The 15,097-nt window shown below is 65.6% G+C and carries 15 protein-coding genes; 10 read left to right on the top strand and 5 right to left on the bottom strand.

All coding sequences use genetic code 11. The annotated features are described in order from the left end of the window. The first annotated feature begins 43 nt into the window (after positions 1 to 43). The 4 genes from ACP7AR_RS09110 to ACP7AR_RS09095 all read left to right on the top strand — a co-directional run bounded on the left by ACP7AR_RS09110 (position 44) and on the right by ACP7AR_RS09095 (position 3,255). Positions 44 to 208 (top strand): hypothetical protein, encoded by a 165-nt coding sequence (locus tag ACP7AR_RS09110; protein WP_426184925.1) that lies wholly within the window; start codon positions 44 to 46, stop codon positions 206 to 208. A gap of 116 nt (positions 209 to 324) precedes the next feature. Then, a complete protein-coding gene (locus ACP7AR_RS09105; RefSeq protein ID WP_426184923.1) occupies positions 325 to 1,347 on the top strand; it encodes a LacI family DNA-binding transcriptional regulator in 1,023 nt (340 codons plus the stop codon). Between the two features lie 38 nt (positions 1,348 to 1,385). Next, positions 1,386 to 2,483, top strand: coding sequence for a Gfo/Idh/MocA family protein (locus tag ACP7AR_RS09100; protein WP_426184922.1), 1,098 nt, complete (start codon positions 1,386 to 1,388; stop codon positions 2,481 to 2,483). Between the two features lie 64 nt (positions 2,484 to 2,547). After that, complete coding sequence (locus ACP7AR_RS09095) at positions 2,548 to 3,255, top strand: ThuA domain-containing protein (RefSeq protein ID WP_426184920.1); 708 nt, start codon at positions 2,548 to 2,550, stop codon at positions 3,253 to 3,255. A gap of 18 nt (positions 3,256 to 3,273) precedes the next feature. Here the strand turns inward: ACP7AR_RS09095 and ACP7AR_RS09090 are convergent, their stop codons facing one another. The 5 genes from ACP7AR_RS09090 to ACP7AR_RS09070 all read right to left on the bottom strand — a co-directional run bounded on the left by ACP7AR_RS09090 (position 3,274) and on the right by ACP7AR_RS09070 (position 8,564). After that, entirely contained in the window at positions 3,274 to 4,623 is a 1,350-nt protein-coding gene (locus ACP7AR_RS09090) for a protein kinase domain-containing protein (protein WP_426184918.1), read from the bottom strand. Positions 4,624 to 4,758: 135 nt separating this feature from the next. Beyond that, positions 4,759 to 6,147, bottom strand: coding sequence for an FAD-dependent oxidoreductase (locus tag ACP7AR_RS09085; protein ID WP_426184916.1), 1,389 nt, complete (start codon positions 6,145 to 6,147; stop codon positions 4,759 to 4,761). Between the two features lie 35 nt (positions 6,148 to 6,182). Next, the gene (locus tag ACP7AR_RS09080) at positions 6,183 to 7,238 is read right to left on the bottom strand and encodes a LacI family DNA-binding transcriptional regulator (protein ID WP_426184914.1); all 1,056 of its coding nucleotides are present in this window, start codon (positions 7,236 to 7,238) and stop codon (positions 6,183 to 6,185) included. 11 nt (positions 7,239 to 7,249) lie between these two features. Next, positions 7,250 to 7,585 carry a DUF6385 domain-containing protein gene (locus tag ACP7AR_RS09075; protein WP_426187700.1) on the bottom strand — a complete coding sequence of 112 codons (336 nt, stop codon included), beginning with the start codon at positions 7,583 to 7,585 and terminating at the stop codon, positions 7,250 to 7,252. Positions 7,586 to 7,598: 13 nt separating this feature from the next. Next, on the bottom strand, positions 7,599 to 8,564 hold the full coding sequence (locus tag ACP7AR_RS09070; protein ID WP_426184912.1) for a DUF6772 family protein: 966 nt from the start codon (positions 8,562 to 8,564) through the stop codon (positions 7,599 to 7,601). A 218-nt stretch (positions 8,565 to 8,782) separates the two neighbouring features. Here ACP7AR_RS09070 and ACP7AR_RS09065 point away from each other — a divergent pair, with 218 nt between their 5' ends. The 6 genes from ACP7AR_RS09065 (at position 8,783) to ACP7AR_RS09040 (ending at position 15,095) form a co-directional block, all read left to right on the top strand. Next, complete coding sequence (locus ACP7AR_RS09065; RefSeq protein WP_426184910.1) at positions 8,783 to 9,757, top strand: ABC transporter permease; 975 nt, start codon at positions 8,783 to 8,785, stop codon at positions 9,755 to 9,757. Further along, positions 9,754 to 10,644 carry an ABC transporter permease gene (locus ACP7AR_RS09060; protein ID WP_426184908.1) on the top strand — a complete coding sequence of 297 codons (891 nt, stop codon included), beginning with the start codon at positions 9,754 to 9,756 and terminating at the stop codon, positions 10,642 to 10,644. The genes ACP7AR_RS09065 and ACP7AR_RS09060 overlap by 4 nt, the downstream gene beginning before the upstream one ends. Next, positions 10,644 to 11,672, top strand: coding sequence for an ABC transporter ATP-binding protein (locus ACP7AR_RS09055; protein ID WP_426184906.1), 1,029 nt, complete (start codon positions 10,644 to 10,646; stop codon positions 11,670 to 11,672). Before ACP7AR_RS09060 ends, ACP7AR_RS09055 begins: the two co-directional genes overlap by 1 nt. Further along, complete coding sequence (locus ACP7AR_RS09050; RefSeq protein ID WP_426184904.1) at positions 11,669 to 12,490, top strand: ABC transporter ATP-binding protein; 822 nt, start codon at positions 11,669 to 11,671, stop codon at positions 12,488 to 12,490. The genes ACP7AR_RS09055 and ACP7AR_RS09050 overlap by 4 nt, the downstream gene beginning before the upstream one ends. A 61-nt stretch (positions 12,491 to 12,551) precedes the next feature. Continuing rightward, positions 12,552 to 14,090 (top strand): ABC transporter substrate-binding protein, encoded by a 1,539-nt coding sequence (locus ACP7AR_RS09045; RefSeq protein WP_426184902.1) that lies wholly within the window; start codon positions 12,552 to 12,554, stop codon positions 14,088 to 14,090. A 75-nt stretch (positions 14,091 to 14,165) separates the two neighbouring features. Beyond that, the gene (locus ACP7AR_RS09040; RefSeq protein ID WP_426184900.1) at positions 14,166 to 15,095 is read left to right on the top strand and encodes a DUF6772 family protein; all 930 of its coding nucleotides are present in this window, start codon (positions 14,166 to 14,168) and stop codon (positions 15,093 to 15,095) included. Positions 15,096 to 15,097 lie beyond the last annotated feature (2 nt).

The following is a 15,097-nucleotide window of genomic DNA, read 5'->3' as shown; positions in this document are numbered from 1 at the left end:
ACCTCTATGCAGAGGATCCAACCGCTGTCGAATGGAGAAAGCCATGTCCAACCCGCTTCCCGATGAAGAAGGCGCCATGCCCGACGAGGACGGTGTACTGCCCGGTCAAGACGTCGACCCTGAACTCGGTGCAGCCGCCGTCACCTCGGATGACACGGACGACGAAGAAGATGACGACGAGGACGTGAACCTGTCCGACCTCCCGTGACTGGAGACCGCCGATGATCTAGAAGGATCGGCGGGTTCGTTCTCATCTTTCGTTCTTGGGTACGATAGTTTTCGTAGCGCAGCGTCGGCGCCGGAAACCCAGGAAGGGCCCAAGAGATGCCCGAAAGCACAGGTGAGACCGGTCGGGCGACGCTTGCGATGATCAGCCGGGAAGCCTCGGTGTCGATGTCGACGGTGTCGAAGGTGCTGAACGGCCGATCCGGCGTCTCAGCCGACACTCGTGCTCTCGTCGAGGAACTGCTCGATCGTCATGGTTACTCGCCGCGCGGGCAGGCGACAGCCTGGGAGCCGTTCCTCGAACTCGTGATGAGCGAGACCGACACGCAGTGGTCGGCCGAGATCATCCGGGGGGCGCAAGCCGTCGCACGTCAGCGCGGACTCAGCCTCATCCTCACTCAGAGTGGCGATCGCCATTCGCCCGCGCCGGACTGGATCGATGGAGTGCTCCGTCGGCGTCCGTATGGCGTCCTGCTGGTACTCGCGAGCCTGTCGCCGGAGCTGCAGCGTCAATTGCGAACACGCGGAATCCCGTTCGTTCTCGTGGACCCATCGGGAGAGCCGGCTGCGGACGTGCCGGTCGTCGGTGCCGCGAACTACGAAGGCGGCATTCTCGCCACGAGGCATCTCATCGAACTCGGACACACTCGGATCGGCGTCGTCGGCGGGCCAGCCGACGTGATGTCAGCGCGGGCACGGGTCGCGGGGTTTCGCACGGCCATGGATGCGGCCGGCATCTCGATCCGGGAGGAACTCATCCGCCCGGGCGACTACAGCGCGGAGAGCGGGATCAGCGCAGCCGAAGCGCTGCTGTCGCTGCCCGAAGCGCCGACGGCGATCTTCGCTCTGAACGATCTCGAGGCATTCGGCGTGTACGCCGCAGCGCGCAGGCTGGGCGTCTCCGTTCCGGAGCAGCTGTCGGTCGTCGGCTTCGACGACGTGCAGGGGGCGGAGTGGGCCGGCCCTCCACTGACCACCGTGCGGCAGCCGTTGACCCGGATGGCCGAAGAGGCTGTGCGCATCGTGATCCGGATCCGCGACCGCGAGCCGGATCTCAGCCTCCGCTTGAACCTCGCGACGTCACTCGTCGTTCGCGACAGCACCAGCAGTGTCGCGAGCTGAATGATGGCTGCCGCGAACCCGACCGAATAGGAACACCCATGACCACTCCGATGAGGATCGGCGTCGTCGGCGTCGGCAAGATCGCCGAACAGTACTTCGCTCAGATTCCGAAGCTGTCGAATCTGTCGCTCGTCGCCGTATCTGATGTCGACTCCGTGCGGGCGCGCGGCGTCGCCCAGGAGCAGGGGGTGGAGCAGCTGAGCGTCGATGACCTCCTCGCGGACGAAAGGATCGACGCGGTACTGAATCTGACGATCCCGGCCGCGCATGTGGAAGTCGGTCTGCGCGCGATCGCCGCAGACAAGCATGTGTTCGCCGAGAAGCCGCTCGGTCTGGATATCACTGAGGCGACGCAGCTGCTGCAGGCGGCGGACGCCGCGGGACTGCGCGTCGGATCGGCACCTGACACCGTGCTCGGAACCGGCGTGCAGACGGCGCGGAATCTGCTGGACGACGGGACGATCGGCACCCCTGTCGGTGCCGCCGCCCACTGGTCGTCGCCGGGACATGAGTCGTGGCATCCGTCGCCCCAGTTCTACTACCAGCCGGGCGGAGGACCGCTCTTCGACATGGGGCCGTACTACCTGACCACGCTCATCACGATGTTCGGACCGGTGACGTCGGTGGCGGGGTCGGTGAGCACCTCCGGTCGCAGCCGCTCCATCGGCACCGGTCCGCTGCAGGGAACGCCGCTCGACGTATCGATCGACACCCACATCTCCGCCATCCTCTTCCACGAGAGCGGGGTCAGCTCGACGGTCACGATGAGCTTCGACGTCTGGCAGTCGAGGGCTCCGCTGATCGAGATCTACGGAACCACGGGCACGATCTCCGTGGCCGACCCGAACAGCTTCTCCGATCCGACCGAGGTGTGGACAGCCGAGCGTCCGGAATGGACGGTCGCTCCGGTCTCCGGCGGCTACGCCGACGCGGGGCGCGGAGTCGGTCTCGCCGACATGGCCAGAGCGATCGAGACGGGGCGCCCGCACCGTGCGTCTGGACGGCTCGCCTTCCACGTGCTGGAGACGATGGAAGCGGTGCTCATCGCTGGGCGGGAGCGTCGGGTGGTGGCTCTGACGAGCACGACCGGGCGGCCGGATTCCGTTCCGGCGGGTTCCCGGCCCGACCGATGGTAGCCGCCGTGACGACAGAATCCGCACGCTCTGACAGCCGGTTCACGGCACTGAAAGGAATGACCTCATGACCGATCGACGTGCACTCGTCGTCCGTGGTGGATGGGACGGACACCATCCCGTCGAGACGACGGAGCTCTTCATCCCTTTCCTCGAGAAGTCGGGTTTCGAGGTGCGCGTCGAGGAGTCCAATGAGATCTACGCGGATGCCGAGGTCATGGCTGCGACCGATCTCATAGTGCAGTCGGTGACGATGTCCGAGATCTCGAAAGAGGCGTTCGCCGGGCTTCGCTCAGCCGTCGAAGCAGGCACCGGCCTGGCGGGCTGGCACGGCGGGATCGCTGACTCGTACCGCGCGAACTCCGACTATCTGCATCTCATCGGCGGGCAGTTCGCCACGCATCCCGGCCGGCCGCCGGCAGAACGGCCGGGTGACGAGACCGACAACTACCTGTCGTACACGCTCGACATGACCGAGCTCGGCCGAGCGCATGAGATCACGGCCGGCATCAACGATTTCTCGTTGACGACGGAGCAGTACTGGGTGCTGCACGATGATCTCATCGATGTTCTCGCGACGACCACTCACCCCGTTCAGCCCTACCATCCGTGGCATCGTCCTGTGACGTCGCCTGCGGTGTGGACGAGGCAATGGGGTGCAGGTCGGGTCTTCGTGGCCACCCCGGGCCACAGTGTCGACGTGCTCGAGGACACCAACGTCCGGACGATCGTCGAACGTGGACTGGTCTGGGCGAGCAGGACACGCCGACCCTGACGCCTGTGACCGTTAAGGTCACTTCCCCTTCTTGTCGTTCTCCTTCTTGTCGGTGTCCTTCTGGTTGCCGGAGTTGTTGCCCGGTCCCTTGTTCGGGTTCTCGTCGGCGTCGTCCTCGGGCACGTCGTCCTCGGTCACGTCGTCCTCGGTCACATCGTCCACCGGCGTGTCGGTGGTCTCCGTGGTGCCTGTGGTCGTGGTGGTGTCAACCGGATCCGAATTCAGCGGGGTCGTCTCTGCGGGCGCTTCGAAGACATCCTCGGCGGTGGTCGATGAAGCGACGCGGCCAGAAGAAGCGTCGGCAGGGGAGAGCGTCCAAAACCCCACGACGGCGATCATCGCAGCGGCGACGACGGCCATCACTCCCAGCGCCCCGGCTCGCATCTTCCTCGTGGCGCGGCGTCGGGGCGCCGGTGGTGGGCCGACGGCCGTGATCTGCTGGGTGGGGCCGGTGGTCGCGACCCCGGAGGCCATCGCGGGGACCGCCGATGGGCGCGCACTCGGTGCAGCGGATCGACGCTGGAGGGGCACATCGGCGCTCAGGAAGGCGGCGGCCTCCGCCACGTCCCGCGCGGACGGGCGCTCCTTCGGGTCGGCGCGGGTCATGCGCGCGAGAAGGGTGCCCCAGCTCGGATCAACGGAGTCGGGTATGACCGGGGAATCAGTGAGTCTGCGAAGAGCGGTCTGCACCTTTCCGGTGACGGGGAAGGCCGGTTCGCCGGTCAGCGCCTCGATGAGCACGAGTCCCAGGGAGTAGATGTCCACCGCCGGGGTGAGATCTGCCCCTCTGACCTGCTCTGGCGCCATGTAGGCGGCCGTACCGACGACGATTCCGGGTGATGTCACGCGCGGGTCCCCGAGGCTGAACGCGATACCGAAGTCCGTGAGCTTCGCGGTCCAGCCGGCTTCCCTCCGGGAATTCGGAGCCAGCAGCACATTCGAAGGCTTCACGTCACGGTGGATGATCCCCGCATCGTGGACGACCTGCAGTGCTTCTGAGAGGTCGCAGGCGAGAGAGGCGGTCTCGGCCTCGGACATCGGCCCGTGAGAAAGGCGCGAGGCGAGTGTCGGCCCGTCGACGTATTCGATCGCCAGGTATTGCGCGTGCCCGGGATCCAGCCTCGCGTCGTAGAGCGTCACGAGGGAGGGATGGTTCAGCGAAGCCAGGACCGTCGTCTCGCTGCGCACTCGCGCCGTGTCCGGGGAGGGCTGGTCCGCTTGGCCGAGCAGCTTGATCGCGACGGTGCGCCCGAGGATCGTGTCCTCCGCGCGGTACACCACAGCCATCCCGCCCCGACCGAGGCACGGTCCGAGGCGGTAACGTCCGTCGAGCAGCATTTCGGTCGCAGGCTCATCGATCGCATCCACGGGTCACTCCACGTCGCGCGGCTCGGGTGCCGCAACAGTTCACGCGCGGCTCGGGTGCCGCATTGGAATCAATGCTATGAGCTCGATTCTTCGCCGTCGCCCGCCTTGACACGGACCATCGAACGTGCTTCAGAGTCAGCGCTGCAAGTCGTCCACCGACACGAGAGCACCCTGCTCTCGGAGTGTGAGCTGCAGCATCCTGACGTCCAGCTCGCGCGGCTGTACACCGTTCAGCGCGCTGAGCGCCGCTGCTGTTCCGGCCGCGTGCCCTGTCGCACAGCAGGTCGCACCCACTCGCGCTGACCCCAGTGCCTCACGATCGACCGAGATGCACCGTCCGGCGGCGAGGAGCCCGTCCGTCCTCGCCGGAACGAGCGAGCGATACGGGATGCCGTACGGGGCAGGCACGAACATCGTGTGTGCTCCAACCTCGCCGTCCGCCGGGTGCACGTCGATGGGCCAGGCGCCGAGCGCGATCGAGTCCTCCGCCTGTTCGCCGGCTCTGATCTCGTCGCCGGTCAGTGTCGCGACGCCGACCAGCCTCCGCGTCTCACGGATACCGATGGTCGGACTCGTCCGCTCGAGCCGGCCGTCTTCGAACCCGTCGACATGATCGCGCAGGTACTCGAACAGCGTGTGCGCGTCGCGGCGCCCCTGAACCTCGGCGCGGGTGAGGTCGCGATTGTCTGTCGCGTCTCCGAGAATGCGCACCGTGTTGACCCAGACCTCATCCTTCTCGATTCCGCCGAACCACGGCCCGCCGAACACCGGCAGCTCGTCGCGGACACGCGCCTCCCGCATCGCGTGGAGGTCGAGCGGCACATCGCGTCTCGCGGCCTGCGAGTCCGCGAGTCCTCGCCCGTCCAGATACCCCGCCTCAGGCCCGATGCGCACATGCGCGGGCGTCAGATGATCCACACCGACGCGGGGAGCGACGTTCGCGATGTACATCGGCATCGTCATCGGCTGCAGCGTGTCGCCCTTCAGCCAGTCCGAACCAGCGCGTGCGACCACGTCGCCGTTGCCCGTGGCATCCACCGTCACCTTCGCCGTGACGGCCATCCGTCCTTCCCTCGTCTCGACGAGGCACCCGACCACCGCCCCATCTTCGACGATCGGATACGTCGCCAGCACGTGCAGCAGGAATTCGACTCCGGCTTCAGTCAGCAGCTCGTCGGCGACCAGCTTCATCTTCTCGGGGTCCGAGTTCAGCACCCACCCATCGTGGTCGCTTGCGCCGCCCAGGTTCGCTGCACGCCTCAGCCACTCGCCGCCGACACCGTCGACGACGCGCTCGCGCGAAGGGGCAAGCCATGAGTTGTACACGGCGAGCGTGATGACGAGGCCCTGCGTCCACATGCCGCCGAAGCCGCCGCTCTCTTCGACGAGGAACGTGCGCGCGCCGGTTCTGGCGGCAGCAACGGCGGCCGACACCCCGGCCGGTCCACCGCCGACGACCAGCACGTCGACGTCTGCGAGTATCGGGACTTCCCGGCTCGGCTCGAGATAGTGCGTACGCGACATGAGCGCCTCCATCGGCGTCAGTGAAAGGCGGAGCCTCAGTGGTTCGTGGATGCGCGGAGCATGATCTCCGGCTGGATGTACTCGGCCACGGGGCCAGGCGTCGCGGTGCCGTCGAGCAGCGACAGCATGCGGGTCGTCGCGCGGCGTGCGACCTCGACGACCGGCAGGCGCACCGTAGACAGCGGCGGGTCGAGGTAGCGCGAGAACGGATAGTCGCCCCACCCCATGATCATGGTGTCCTTGCCGACCACGATGCCGCGCTCCCGCAGCGCCGCGTACACCCCGAGGGCGAAGAAGTCGTTGCCCACGAGGATGCCGTCCGGAACGCGCCCGCTTTCGAGCAGGTCGCTGGCGACGAGGTAGGCGTCCTCGCCGCGCCACAGCGACGCGCCACGCGCCGTGCGCCGCGAAGGCACGACTGCCGTCCGCCGCGAGTCGTACTCGATGCCGTGGGCTTCGAGAGCCGCACGGAATCCGTCGAGACGATGGCTGACAGTGGAGATGCGGAGGTCTTCCTCGAGCAGGACGATGTCTTGTGCGCCGAGCGCGATCATCGTCTCGGTGGTCTGTCGCCGAGCGGTCTGGTTGTCGCTCGAGAAGAAGTCGACACCGAGCCCGGGCATCTCGCGCGCGACGAGCACGAGCGGAACGCCGGCACGGGTGACCGCCTCCCACGGGTTCGAACGACCCTGCACCGGGACGGCGATGATGCCGTCGACACCTGAGCGCAGCGCCGTGTCGACGGCGACCTGTTCGCGCTCGGGGTCCTCATCGGACAGCAGCAGCACGAGCGTGTACCCCGCCTGGATCGCCTGCTCTTCGATCTCGGTGACGAGGTCGTTGAAGAACGGGTTCGCCAGATCGGTGATGATCACGCCGATCGTCTTGCGCGATCCGAGAACCAGCGACCGCGCGTGCGCGTTGGGGACGTAACCGATCCTCTCGGCCTCGGCCTTGATCTGCGCACGAGTGGCATCGCCGACGCCAGGGAGGTCCCGCAGTGCGCGCGAGACGGTGTTGACCGAGAGGCCGACCGTCTCGGCGACGTCCTGAAGCGTGCGTCGCCGAGACCCTCCTGTTTCTCTGGGCATGATCTGCCTCGCTACTCCTTCAGCTCCAGGTAGATGCGAAGCATCGGCGATGCTTCTCCCGTCGTTCGAGTGCTCCGAAGTCGCAGCCAATGGCCGAAGTTCGTGACCGGGATCGAGACGAACCCGGTCGCTTTCGATGTGACCGCTTCGATGCCCTCATGATCGATCCAGTTCAGCCCGTCCGGGGAGATCTGCACCCGGAACTCGACCGTGGTCTCTTCCGCGGGCTGCAGGAAGTGGATCCACCAGCGGGCTTCCCCCGCCCAGGCCACCTCGAACGGCTCGGTGTCGTAGGCGTCGCCGAGGTCGACTCCACGCTCGAGGACTGCGCTCTGCGACTGTCGCATGCTCACGGTCGGATCACCAATCTGCCGAGATGACGGCGGAGTCGAGGAACAGGAAGTTACGGTGCGGGCCGAGAGTGCGTACCGAGAAGTAGAAGTTGAGCAGAGTCTCCAGCGACTCGTATTTCTCAGCGTAAGGGGGCACAGGAACGTCGCGCAGGTCATAGACCGTGTTGTTGAACTGGAGTTCGACGTTCGACCGCGTGGTGGTGTCGATGAGGAAGCGCACGTAGTGCCAGTTCACCTTGGTCGGCACCTCGTTGAAGCACGCCTCCTGACGCTCTTCGCTGAGATCGCGCCAGTCCTCCGGGTTCGGAGCGGTGAAGTCTGAGTAACGGCCGTAGTCGTGCTTGCCCTCGAAGCGCTCATGAGGAGTGGGCTCGGCGACGGTGGGGTACATCCACTTCTGGATGATGCGGCCCTCTTCGTCAGCGTTCTGGAAGCGCATGACGTTGTGATAGCGCACGCCCTCGTGGCTGAGGTCGGTCGCCACCGTGAACGATCCGAACTGCGCCTCCGAGGGGTGCGAGTTCGCATCCCACGTGATGTCGCCGTAGCTGTTGGCCTCTTCGCCGCCGCCGAGGTTCGCCTCGACCTTCCAGGCGATGTGCGCCTCGATCTGCAGCAGTCCGCGACCAGCCATCGTCAGACGCCGGATGGCGGTGGCCGCATGACCGGGGATGTTCCGGGTGGCGAGCTTCAACGAGTAGGTGCCCGTCATGCCTCCGTGCGTGCCGACGTCGAAGAAGTTCTGGTTCGACAGCTGCGGCGGACGGAAATCCCGGAAGTGCTCGTCCATCGAGTCGAGGTCGCCGCGCCCGTTGTAGTTGCCTCCGAGCTCCACCCAGCCGTGTGCGCCGTGATTGAAGTCGTCGAACGTGAGGATTCGAGACAGGGGATTGTATTTCGACAGCCGTGGGTCGCTGCTGCGGATCGCGTCTCGCAGCGCCGCTGCGGTGTCCGCGATTTGTGGTGTTGTCACCGTTGACTCCTAGACGTGAGGTTCGGCGCCGCCATCCGTTGAGGGCACCGTGTGCGGGCAACATTAGCGTTATCGTAATCATGTGTCAACGGAACCCGCCTTTGAATGCCTCACGCGTCCTTAGGGCGTGCGATCCCCGGAAATACGGGGCCAAAAGATCCCGGTTGACAAAGCGGGCCGGATGCGGGAATCTACATGAACGATAATGTTCAGGATCGATGAGGACCCTGATCGACGAAGGTCGGTCGCCGGTCCTGTGGAGGTGCACAGTGCTCGGATACACGGTTCGGCGACTCTTGCTCGCCGTCTTCGTGCTCTGGGGTGTCGCGACGGTCGTCTTCGTGATCGTCCGCCTCGTGCCGGCGGATCCTGCGGTTCTCATCGCGGGAGATTCGGCGACGGCCGAGCAGTTGGCTGCGCTGCGCAAGGAACTGGGCCTGGATCAGCCGTTGATCATCCAGTACGCGCAGTTCCTGAGCCAGGCGGCGATGGGCCAGTTCGGCGATTCGTACCGCCAGGGGGTTCCGGCGATGACGTTGATCGGTCAGGTGCTGCCCAACACCGCCCTGTTGGCGTTCCTCGCCTGCCTGCTCGCCCTCGCCGTGAGCCTGCCGCTGGGATTGCTCGCCGCTCTGCGTGCAGGCAAGTTCGCCGACCGAGTCGTGAGCGTCGGATCGATCCTCGTGCAGGCGCTCCCCGGTTTCTGGGTCGGAGTCGTGCTGATCCTCGTGTTCTCTCGCACGCTGCAGTGGTTGCCGAGCTCGGGGCTGAGCAGCCCGCAGAGTCTGATCCTTCCCGTGATCGTCCTCGCGCTGCCGTTCATCGCGATCCTCACCCGCCTCACCCGCAGCGGCCTGCTCGAGGTCAACGGTGAGGGGTACGTGAACACCGCGCGGGCGAAAGGGCTCCCGGAACGGATCGTCATCTTCCCGCACGCGATCCGCAATGCACTCATCCCCATCGTCACCGTCGTCGGCCTCGAAGTCGGCACGCTGCTGGGCGGAGCAGTCATCACCGAGACGGTGTTCTCGTTCCCCGGGATCGGGCGCCTGCTCGTCTCCGCGATCCTGGCCCGCGACTACAACGTCGTGCAGGCCTGCGTCGTGATCATCGCCGCCGCTTTCGTCGTGATCAACCTGATCGTCGACCTCGTCTATGCCTACCTCGACCCGAGAGTGAGGCTCGCATCATGAGTGCAGCCCCTGTCACGATCGCGCTGCAGACGATGCAGGTGGCGCGTCGCACGCGCAAAGCGGTCGCCCTGCGAATGGCGTTGCCGCTGATCGTCATCGGCCTCTACGTGGTCGGTGCGATCTTCGTACCGATCCTGTATGACTTCGACCCATTACGGGTGGACGTCACATCGCGACTGCTCCCGCCCGGATCGACACTGCCGAACGGATCGGTGGCGATCTTCGGGACGGACCAGGTCGGCCAGGATCTCTTCGCCCAGATGATGGAGGGCGCCAGGGTGTCTCTGGTCGTCGGTGCAGGCACCCTGCTGTTCGCCGGCTTCGTCGGCGTGCTGCTCGGAATGCTCGCCGGCCACTTCGGCGGAAAGCTCGACATGGTCCTGATGCGCATCGCCGACATCCAGCTCGCCTTCCCCGCGATCCTCCTGGCGATCCTGATCGCCTCGGTCCTCGGCCAGGGCATCTGGAACATCATCATCGTGCTCTCGATCGCGAACTGGGTCATCATCGCCCGTGTCACGCGCGGCCAGGTGCTCTCCCTCAAGACGCGCGAGTTCGTCGAAGCCTCGCGCACCCTTGGGGCAGGCAACACGCACCTGATCGCACGCACTCTTCTCCCTGGCGCGATGGCGCCGATCCTGGTGATCCTGACCGTCGAGTTCGGGCAGGTCATCCTCGCGGAAGCCGCGCTGTCGTTCCTCGGCGTCGGTGTGCCGCTGGGCGTGCCGAGCCTCGGCAGCACGATCGCGAACGGCACCGCGCACATGACCACCGCATGGTGGATCTCGACACTGCCCGGTGTGGCCCTGCTGATCCTCGTTCTCGCGACCGGCATCCTCGGCGACGCGATCCGCGACCACTACGACCCTCGATTGAGGAGCGCATGATGACGATGACGCAACCTGAGCGCGACGCAACGTCGTCGGGCGGGCCGCTGCTGTCAGTGCAGGACCTGGCCGTCGAGTTCTCCACGTCGGCCGGCGTCGTACGGGCACTGGACGGCGTGAGTTTTGAGGTCTCCGAGGGCGAGACACTGGCGATCCTCGGCGAATCCGGGTCGGGCAAGTCGGTCACGGCGCAGGCGATCATGGCGCTGCTGCCGCGGCCCGCGGGCTCGATCGCCGGCGGGAGGATCGTGTACGGCGGCACCGACCTCGCCGCGCAGCCGATCAAGAAGGTGCGTGAGCTGTGTGCGACCGAGATCGCGATGATCTTCCAGGACCCGCTGAGCTCGCTCAACCCGGTGTTCCGCATCGGCTATCAGATCGCCGAGCCGTTCCGGCGTCGTCGGGGTATGGGCAAGCGTGAAGCATGGGCGAAAGCGCTCGAGCTGCTCAAACGCGTGGGAATCCCGGATGCCGAGACACGCATCCGTGACTATCCGCATCAGTTCTCCGGTGGACAACGCCAGCGCATCATGATCGCGATGGCGATCGCTCTCGAACCTCGGGTACTCATCGCCGACGAGCCGACCACCGCCCTCGACGTCACGGTCCAGGCGCAGATCATGACGCTGCTCGCCGATCTGCAGGCCGAGACGGGGATGGCGCTGATCCTCATCAGCCACGACCTGGGCGTCGTCGCCGACGTGGCAGAACGCGCCGCGATCATGTACGCCGGGCGCATCGTCGAGACGGGCCGCATCCGGGAGATGTACGACCACCCGGCACATCCCTATACGCAGGGTCTGCTCGATTCGATCCCGAGCGCGAGCACGATCGGCGAACGTCTCAAGCCGATCGTCGGCGCACCGCCGAATCTGCTGTCGCTGCCGACCGGCTGCTCCTTCCACCCTCGTTGCCCGTTCGCGACAGAGGCGTGCAAGGCGGCGGTCCCGCCGCTTCGGCAGCCGGACGGATGGCTGCCGCCGCATCTGGCCGCGTGCATCCGCTCCGAGGAGGTGCTGGCGAAATGACTGGGACAGGACCTTTGCTGCAGGTCGAGAACCTCAAGGTCGCCTATCCGATCCGCTCTTCCATTCTGCTGCGCAAGACGGGGGAGAACGTCGCCGTCAGCGACGTGAACTTCGAACTGTCGGCCGGCCAGACGGTCGGACTCGTGGGCGAATCCGGATCGGGTAAATCAACCGTCGCGCGCACCGTGATCGGGCTCGTGAAGCCGAGCGCCGGGCGGATCCGCTTCGACGGGCAGGACATCACGGACTACTCGCCGCGGCAGTTGAAGTCGGTGCGCCGACAGATGCAGATGATCTTTCAGGACCCGCAGGCGTCGCTGAATCCGCGACTCACTGTGCGGGACATCATCGCGGAGGGGTGGCGCGTGCATCCTGGCCTCGTCGCTCGGTCGCGCTGGACCGCCGAGGTCAAAGAGCTTCTCGAGCGCGTCGGTCTGAACCCCGACTACTCCGATCGGTATCCGCATCAGTTCTCGGGAGGGCAACGCCAGCGGATCGGCATCGCCCGCGCCCTTGCGCTGCGACCCAAGCTCATCATCTGCGATGAGGCCGTGTCAGCCCTCGACGTGTCGGTGCAGGCGCAGGTGCTGAATCTGCTCGACGACCTCCAGCGCGAGCTCAACCTCGCCTACCTGTTCATCTCGCACGACCTGTCGGTCGTCGAGCACATCTGCGACCGGGTGATGGTGCTCAACCGCGGCGTGGTCGTCGAAGAGGGCACAGCGGTCGAACTGTTCGAGAACCCGCAGGACGAGTACACCAAGCGACTGTTCGCCGCCGTGCCCGTCGTCCGACCTTGGCTCGAACAGACCCCATAGACGCTTCACGGTATCCCGACCGAGAGGCCGCATCACATGTCAACAGATCGAAGGAGACAGCATGACAACGCTACGCACACGACTGGCGAAGGCGGCTGCAGTGGCCGCCGTCGTCGGACTCGCTCTCACCGGCTGTGCCGGTGGCGGTGGTGGGGGCGGCGGAGCCGCGGGTGACCCGCTTCCCGATGACCAGCAGGTTCTCACGTTCGTGCCGAACTACGGCATCCAGGCTCTGGACATCTCGAAGGCGCCGCTGGAGATCGGCATGAACCAGGTGCTCTCCAACGTCATGCAACCGCTCGTGCGGTTCGACGGTGAGAGCATCAACCCGGTTCTCGCCACGGAATGGGAGTGGACAACGCCGACAAGCCTCGAGTTCACACTCCGCGAGGACGTCACCTTCAGCGACGGCACGCCGTTCACGGCAGCCGACGTCGTCGGCTCGCTCGACCGCTACATCGCTCAGCAGCAGGCGCTCGCCGCGTCCCTCTCCGTCATCAAGGACTATCAGGCGACCGACGATCACACCGTCGTGATCAACACCAACGCCCCCACCGGCACACTCGTCGGCATCCTGTCGATGGTCTACATCGGTCAGGCGGCGCACTCAACGGATGACGCGTGGTGGGCGGAGCCCATCGGCACCGGCGCGTTCGTGATCGACGACTACGTCGCCGACGACCACGTGACGCTGGTGCGCAACGAGGACTACTGGGGCGAGAAGGCGAAGCTGAACACGCTGACGTTCAAGATCATCCCTGACATCAACGCCAAGATGACCGGGCTGTCGAACAACGAGGTGCAGGTCGTCAACGACGTGCCCTTCGATCAGATCGCCTCGATCGAGTCGATGCCGGACGTCGAGCTCACCCAGATCGACAGCCTCAACTACTGGTTCGTGTGGTTCGAGAACGAGCACACCCCGCTCGATGACGTGCGAGTGCGCACTGCCCTGTGGGAGGCGCTCGACATCCCGACGATCCTGAAGAGCCTGTACGGCGACACGGTCTCCCCGATGGAGTCGTTCTGCCCGTCGTCCGCGTTCGGCTGCCTCCCGGCCGACCTGCCAGAGTACGACCCGGAGCACGCCAAGGAGCTGCTGGCCGAAGCGGGCTACGCCGACGGATTCGAGACCGACATCATCTTCAACACGGGTGTCGCCGGCACGAACAACCTCGTGCAGGCGATGATCTCGGCATGGGATGAGATCGGCGTCACCGTCGAGCCCAAGGGAATGGATGCCGCGACCTGGCTCGCGGAGTTCACAGCCCTCAACTGGGACATGGACGTGCAGCCGAACCAGACGATCACCGGTGACGCCGATTACACGCTGAACCGTCTCTACAGCTGTGCAGCTGCGCGACTCGGATACTGCAACCCCGAGCTCGACGCCCTGATGACACAGGCGCAGCAGTCCACTGATGAGGCTGAGCGCACCGAGCTGTACCAGCAGGTCGTCGACATCATGGCGGAGGACGTTCCCGCGATCCCGCTGTTCCAGGTGAAGGCGAACGTCGCAGCCCGATCGAACGTGCAGGGGCTGGAGATCCCGCCGACCGAGTTCATCGACTTCAGCACGGTGTATCTCACGCAGCAGTGATCCACGTGCGACGGGGGCGGCGCGCACCGCTCCCGTCGCACGCACTCTCCTCCTCTGCGCACTGGAGAAAACGACATGGAACGCTTCCTCAGCTACGACCGCGGTCTCGAGCGCTTCAACCCGCTCGCGCGCGTGATCACCTACGACGACTTCGACACCGGCTACAACGGCTGGCTCGATCTCACCCCGAACTACGTCTACGACGACTACGAGTCCTTCGACTCGGTCGTCGATCTCGGCAGCTGGCCGGCGACGCAGCTGAGCTCCGCCTCGATGCGGTTCGCATCTTCCAGTGGATCGATGGAGGGCACGTACTCGCTCAAGCTCACCACCGCACCCACGGGTGGCCCTCACACGGAACCTCCGCGTCCTGGCAGCATGGGCCACGCGATCAAACGGTTGTCGCGCTTCGGCGACCCGCGCTACATCCAGATCGAGGCCTGGTACTCCTATACGCCGACGCAGGACCGCGAGGGTCTGGGCGAAGAGGACATCCGCGCGATCGGCTTCTTCTTCGACGTGCAGGACGACCAGCACAGGTACATGCCCGGAGTGCGCTACGTGAACGCTCTGGGGGGAAAGCCCGTCAAGAAGTGGCAGTACTACCGGGTGGGCGACGGCGTCACCCGCAAGGACTGGAACTTCGGCGTCGAAGACGGGTGGTGCGTGCCCGGCGTCGACAACCAGTGGTACGGCCGCCGCTTCGAAGACGGATCCGGTGACGGGTTCCAGTGGATACCGGGCGGTGAGCAGGACCTGCTCTACAACGAGAGTCCGGACAAGATCAATTGGCTCTATTTCCGTCTGACGGTCGACGTGAAGGCGCGTCAGTACGTCGAGCTGCAGTCGATGGATCAGGTGTTCGACATGCGCGAGCTCAGCCCGACGCTCGTGCCCGGCTACAAGTCGATCAAAGACCTCATCAACCCGATCTTCTTCGTCGAGACCGACACCGACCGTTCGGTGAGTCTGTTCCTCGACTCGGTCGTCTACTCGTGCGAGTGAGA

The organism is Microbacterium sp. TWP3-1-2b2, from assembly GCF_049896145.1.
Classification (GTDB): domain Bacteria; phylum Actinomycetota; class Actinomycetes; order Actinomycetales; family Microbacteriaceae; genus Microbacterium.
Note: the sequence above shows the minus strand (reverse complement) of the source record. Positions and strands in the feature narration are given on the sequence as shown.